Source organism: Neptunomonas sp. (assembly GCF_016744175.1).
Classification (GTDB): Bacteria; Pseudomonadota; Gammaproteobacteria; order Pseudomonadales; family Balneatricaceae; genus Neptunomonas.
Genome location: NZ_JADGEV010000009.1, coordinates 1 through 5,746, shown reverse-complemented (window position 1 = coordinate 5,746; position 5,746 = coordinate 1). Strand labels below are relative to the sequence as shown.

Sequence of the window (5,746 nt, the reverse complement as noted above, 5' to 3'; positions counted from 1 at the left end):
TATTTGCTTCAATAGCAGTGGTTAACTTGCTCAGCGCAACGGGCACATCTGCCGCCAGAATCGCACCGGGCACGGAGCCGCTGTGGCCCATCATTTTAAACATGGCAAGCGCAACATCGCCAAACATCGTAATACTGCCATAGGCATCGGTTGTAAAAGTCACCAGCATGAAGTACTCCTCGAATGAATTAACTAGCCTCGGGATAAATAGGGGCAGAGTATATGGTTCTTAGGCCTACTCTTTATACCTTCTTTTAGCCATCAACTACAAAGTGCGTCCCGTTTCTCGACCCTCGCCAAAAGCGGGTAAACTACGCTGTAACTGACACCAATTAGCTTTGTAATTAGTATATATTTGAGCGTCGACTTGGACTGGAATATCGTCATCAAAGGTAGCAATTGCCAACTCAATACCTTCAAGTGCCGCACCTTTCACACGAAACCCCAAGCTAGTACCACAGCCATTACAAAAAGTGCGAACAGTGCCGTTTGAAGCAGTGTAATGTTTAAGAATCGCTGTCCCCGACAACCAATGTAGACCGCTAACACTCACCAGCGTGGCAAAAGCAGCGCCATGGAATTTGCGACACATAGTGCAATGACAATTTGCAGCTTGATCACTAAAACTATCAACACTATATTTAACGCCACCACACAGGCAAGAACCTCTATATTTTTCGCTCATCTCTAGATTTTCTCCATTCGGTATAACGCTTAGGGTGTGAAGTAAAACGGAGCGCAGTCCGCACAACACCAGCGGTTAACACTTCTGTTTCAGCGGTAAAGAATCCTGCAATGCATTCAATGAGTGCAGAAATAACCGCAACAAGACACTGTAGAAGGTTTAGCAGACCTAACAAGCACCTTATTCAATCAGCAACCCGCTTGCGCGTTAGCGCTATCCCTAAAATTATTAATAACAACGCCGCTAAGCTGTGCCATTCAATGGCTTCGCCCAAGATAATCGCGCCAGTAAAATACGCCACGACAGGAATCACGTAATTAATGTACGAAAGAAACGTAGGACCTGCCGTCGCGATAACTGCAAACAAAATAATGGTGGCAAACGCAGTCGGGCCGATACCTAACCACAATACGGATAACGTGGCCTTTAAAGAGTAGCTTTGTTGCCACGGTAAATCTTGCCACAGCCACAATGGCACTATCGCGATACTAGAAACAATCATCACGCCAGCCGCCGTTACAACAGGATTATAGGAGGGCAATCGCCTCGCCAAGATGGCATTTACCGCATAACTAAAAGTGGCGAGCAAAATCAGTAGACCACTCAGTAAGTTGCTGTGAGCTCCTACTAACGACGGCCAAAGCACAATCGCGACGCCAGTAATACCCAACACAAAACCGAGTATTTTAAAGCGATTGAGGCTTTCCCCTGACACAAAATAATGTGCCAAAATCATTGTCGCCAGCGGCATAAATGCCATCAACAACCCCGCAATGCCCGAGCTAACATCCTTCTGGCCTGTGGAGATCAGAAGAAATGGCAACAGGTTACCCATAATACCCAGCAGTAAAAACATCGCCCAAGCCAACGGATCGACAGGCAAACGCAACCCCTTGGCATACATAAAAATAGTTAGGATAATCGCTGCAATCAACACTCTAAGAGCCACTATACCCACAGGGCTAAAGCTATGCAGTGAGACAGCGGTAAACATAAATGACGTACCCCACAGCAGTGTGAGTAGCAGCAGAGAAAGCCAGTCTTTAACAGTAGGTATGTAGTTGTGAGTCATATGTTTGAGTCGATTAGCAATTATTACTGGAGAGTTAAACAACAACCTACCACTTTTTTGATGCTTTTATAGTTTAAATGCCTTCTTACGCCATACTAAGCTGAGTGCGTAGCACGCCCAAAGTTTGAGCACCTTGTTAGGCGCTGATTGGTAACCCACTAGACCAACCATTAGCCATACCTACAACTGCATTTTGGTAATTTGTATTTTTACTCGCAATATTCCTGTGTTTACAGAACTCTTCATTATTATTAAAAATTGATGAAGCTAGCTGACGACCACCGAATGTTATTCCTGCTGTTTTAGATTTTCGTAGCTCAGTAAAGAAGTTAAAAGCCTTACTTATATCATTAGGGCTTTCTTTTAAACAATTTGTTAAATGCCATGCATCCTCTAAAGCCTGACATGCACCCTGACCAGATGTTGGTAAAGGCGAATGGGCAGAATCCCCTAATAAAATAAGGTTATTTTTATGCCATAAGTTAATTGGGTCGTGATCATGCACATAAATTTTATTAATACGAGATTGATGAGTTCCATTTATGACTTTAGTAATAATGTCTGGCCAGTCTCTAAATATTGAATTGAGCTCACTCTTGTATTTAGCAGGGTTGAGTTCAGCGATATTTTTAGAAGTAGCACCACCCGCCCAGTACGCTTTTGTTTGCGATACTGGCACAATACCGAAGCGCTCACCGACTCCCCAATAATCAGATACTGAAAGTTCAGAGAAATTCATAGATTCATCTTCAATAACACCAACCCAATTAATAAAACCTTGATAGATTGGCGAATTACTACCGTTCACGTATTTTCTAGCTAATGATTTCATGCGGCCATCAGCACCAATGATAATATCCGGTTGGATTACTTTACTATTACTAAATTGAACTTCAGTATTTGTATTTTCATTTGAGATTTTAATAACCTCGTGGTCGTAATGAATATTGATATTTAACTCAACGGTACGTTGAATCAAAATTTTCATAAGATCTTTACGAATAATAGAATAACTAGGGTACTTCATTAATCGATTCAACTCATTAACATCAAGTGAACCTATAGGTTCACCAGTATTAGTGAAGCGATTCATAAACTTAATTGAACCTGAAACGTTTGATATTTTGTCTAAAACACCAAGTTGTTCTAGTATGAAAGATGCATTAGGCCAACAGACAATACCTGCTCCTATTTCTGAAGGAGTACTCTGTCGTTCATAAATAGATACATCAAAACCTTCTTGCTTTAATGCAATAGCAGTACTTAATCCTCCAATACCACCGCCTAAAATACTAATGTTCAAAACGACTCCTTGTCACGACTAAACGCCTAACGCTGCCAGCAACGACGGAGTGTGCTGGAGGATTTTTTGGACTTTTCAAAAAAGGTGACAGCACGCGGAGGCCTGATTGACTGGCTTTGTTATGCAATTAATCACCAAACCTGACGATCGCCGCGACTCTTTCAACAGGCGAGTACACTATTATTTGGTCCTGATAAAGTCTGTCGTGGGGTGGCTTCCGCCAGCCGAGATAGTAGAACGATCCCGGCTCGTTTAATGCCCTTGTGAGGAGCTTATAAGTGGCTGAACTCCAATCAGATTCGCATTCGCAGATAATATTGCGACACTGCCCGACTTTTCCTTTCTCTTTAAAACGTAAAGGGGTTTGATGCCAGAGTGAAGAGTCAACCCATTGACTCGGAGGGTCAGTTGATGCGGAATCACCGAGCGAGACGATAGCGTAGGTACAACCGAAAGTACCTAACTCGCCTTCGAGCCATTTTCGAGACTCTAGCACTCCTTTATAAGGCATAAAGCTAAAATTTTTTTCCGCAAAGTGTCGATCTTGGTAATCCAAAACTGCATTAGCGACAAGGTTAAGCAACCAAATCAAGGCTACTGCAAACAGAAAGAAATAGATAAACTTTCTAAGAGCTTTTCTTGCTGTCACCTGTTTTTCCACTTCACTCGAATTCATCAGCCCTCTTCATGCATAGACATAATGACTCCCACGAGGTGCTGACCTCCATTTTCGTGGGTTAGCTGTAAGCCAGAGCCATACTGTATTTGTTAACAATACACATTGGAGGTCAGCATGATTAACAGTAGCATAATTTTTATCGGCTTAGACACTCACAAAGAGTTTGTTGAGGTCGCCTATGTTGAAGATGATCGCAACGCTAGGTACATCAATATCAATCTAAATACCCCAAAGCTACGCTTCATTTTGTTTATGACGCAGGTCCTTGCGGTTACTGGGTCTATCGATTATTCACGAATCTCGGCCACCCTTGTTATGTAGTAGCGCCCTCTCTTATTCCTAAAAAGCAGGGAGAGCGGATTAAAACCGATAAGCGTGATGCATGCAAAGGGTCTGATGCACGCAAAGGGTCAGGCCTTGCATTTTAATACCGAGTATATAAAAGCCAGTATTAGAGCGAAGGTTGAGCATCCCTTTCGCATCATTAAATGTCAGTTCGGCTTTATCAAGGCGCGTTACCGTGGCCTGATGAAAAATGACTTCAAGCTATCCGTCATGTTCGCACTCGCGAATATTGTTCGAGTGGGGAAATTATTAAGATCGTAGGGGGAGCAATCCGTCTACCCGAGAGGGTAGGCGGACAAAAGGGATCAAAAAACAATCAGTACTTGGCTGTAATATACGATTACAGCCTTTATTAGTGAAAAGGCGAGCAGGAAATTAACTTAATCGCATGCTCCCTAATTCTTATAACTATGATAGAAATAAGATATAACACCTAGCATAGAAATTGCGTATAAAATCTTAGGTGCCCACTTAATGATTAAAGTTTCTTTTTTTGCTTGTTCTTCGACAAAATCATTTAATGAAACAGTTTCGATACATGAATCTAATAGTTCTTTTATTTTTTCTGCTTTATCAAAATCCTCTTCTGAGGCAATTGGTATATTACCATTTTCACATACCGCAAGTATTGCGTATTCTCTATGATCTTTTAGATGTGTTTTTGAAATAGATATACCAATTACCCTTCCTAGTTTTGGTTTAGAGTAAACTTTACCAAATAGTGTTTTTTGCCCAACATAATATGTTTTCTCTTCAATTTCCGTCCCCACATTCAAACATATAAAAGGAATAAATCCTATAAAAAACAAGGATGAAAGCATTACAGAAATACTCATAAAATCCCACACTTGTAAAGACTCACTCAAATAGAAGCCAAATAAAAACAAGGCAATAGTAATAAACAAAATTAAAAAAATAGCATAGACGGTGCCTAACACCCCTCTTCTGTCACTTATAGATATAGAATTATCTATCGTGTGCTCTATCTTCGTGTTCCCTATAATTTTTATTATGTTATTCATAAATTTCATCCTTTTATATTCATGAACCAGCAGTTATATACTTGATTTATTTTCAGACAAACCAACAGAACAGTATTTTAAAAACAACATTTAGAACCATTAAATATTAAACATTGCTTACTGATTTTCGAAGAATAATACGTATATGCTTATATTATTTCAAGGCCTTTTATTTAGGTTAACCCTAGATGCCCAGCATAAGTGAAACACGCTTACCCGCTAAGTATTCGTACGCACAATGCAAGATCTGACCCCTAAGTTTTTTATTCTCGGCCATGCCTTATATATGAAAGCCATACATGGCGGTAAAACCAAGAATGACCGGATCGATTCTTACAAAATTGCCAAATTAATACGGGGCGGTAACTTTCCTTTAGCTTATGTCTATCCACGAGCGATGAGAGCCACACGCGATTTGCTGCGACGACGTACACGTATTGTCCGCCACGGTGCAGATCTTAAAGCACATATCGTGAATACGACAAGCCAATACAACCTACCTCCGAATAAGGTTAATCTCAAAAATGTCTGTGCGCGTGAACAACTCAAATCAACGTTTGAGAATCCTGAAGCACAACGCAACATCGATTTAGACCTCAATATATTGGAGTGCTATCACCGCGAACTCAGCAAGCTTGAA

Annotated in this window: 6 protein-coding genes and 3 pseudogenes; 3 read left to right on the top strand and 6 right to left on the bottom strand. The window is 41.0% G+C overall.

What is annotated here, in order from left to right; all coding sequences use genetic code 11:
- The 5 genes from QZZ55_RS05605 to QZZ55_RS05585 form a co-directional block, all read right to left on the bottom strand.
- The coding region (locus tag QZZ55_RS05605) for a DUF1840 domain-containing protein (RefSeq protein ID WP_293266419.1) at positions 1-169 on the bottom strand (169 nt) is incomplete at its 3' end.
- A gap of 96 nt (positions 170-265) precedes the next feature.
- A complete protein-coding gene (locus QZZ55_RS05600; protein ID WP_293266192.1) occupies positions 266-685 on the bottom strand; it encodes a GFA family protein in 420 nt (139 codons plus the stop codon).
- Between the two features lie 184 nt (positions 686-869).
- Positions 870-1,757 carry a DMT family transporter gene (locus tag QZZ55_RS05595; RefSeq protein WP_293266190.1) on the bottom strand — a complete coding sequence of 296 codons (888 nt, stop codon included), beginning with the start codon at positions 1,755-1,757 and terminating at the stop codon, positions 870-872.
- A 136-nt stretch (positions 1,758-1,893) separates the two neighbouring features.
- On the bottom strand, positions 1,894-3,060 hold the full coding sequence (locus QZZ55_RS05590; protein ID WP_293266188.1) for an FAD-dependent monooxygenase: 1,167 nt from the start codon (positions 3,058-3,060) through the stop codon (positions 1,894-1,896).
- A gap of 127 nt (positions 3,061-3,187) precedes the next feature.
- Positions 3,188-3,736 (bottom strand): hypothetical protein, encoded by a 549-nt coding sequence (locus QZZ55_RS05585; protein WP_293266186.1) that lies wholly within the window; start codon positions 3,734-3,736, stop codon positions 3,188-3,190.
- 117 nt (positions 3,737-3,853) lie between these two features.
- Between QZZ55_RS05585 and QZZ55_RS05580 the strand changes: the two are divergent.
- Positions 3,854-4,122 (top strand): annotated as a pseudogene (locus QZZ55_RS05580) (IS110 family transposase); the annotation flags it as partial.
- Positions 4,123-4,171: 49 nt separating this feature from the next.
- Positions 4,172-4,345: pseudogene (locus QZZ55_RS05575) on the top strand (IS5/IS1182 family transposase); the annotation flags it as partial.
- A 134-nt stretch (positions 4,346-4,479) separates the two neighbouring features.
- Here the strand turns inward: QZZ55_RS05575 and QZZ55_RS05570 are convergent.
- The gene (locus QZZ55_RS05570; protein WP_293266184.1) at positions 4,480-5,106 is read right to left on the bottom strand and encodes a hypothetical protein; all 627 of its coding nucleotides are present in this window, start codon (positions 5,104-5,106) and stop codon (positions 4,480-4,482) included.
- A 262-nt stretch (positions 5,107-5,368) separates the two neighbouring features.
- Here QZZ55_RS05570 and QZZ55_RS05565 point away from each other — a divergent pair.
- Positions 5,369-5,746: pseudogene (locus tag QZZ55_RS05565) on the top strand (transposase); the annotation flags it as partial.

Bases quoted from the DNA above. Each gene is read 5' to 3' on its own strand.
- QZZ55_RS05600 (WP_293266192.1), bottom strand. From the start codon at position 685: ATGAGCGAAAAATATAGAGGTTCTTGCCTGTGTGGTGGCGTTAAATAT.
- QZZ55_RS05595 (WP_293266190.1), bottom strand. From the start codon at position 1,757: ATGACTCACAACTACATACCTACTGTTAAAGACTGGCTTTCTCTGCTG.
- QZZ55_RS05585 (WP_293266186.1), bottom strand. From the start codon at position 3,736: ATGAATTCGAGTGAAGTGGAAAAACAGGTGACAGCAAGAAAAGCTCTT.
- QZZ55_RS05570 (WP_293266184.1), bottom strand. From the start codon at position 5,106: ATGAATAACATAATAAAAATTATAGGGAACACGAAGATAGAGCACACG.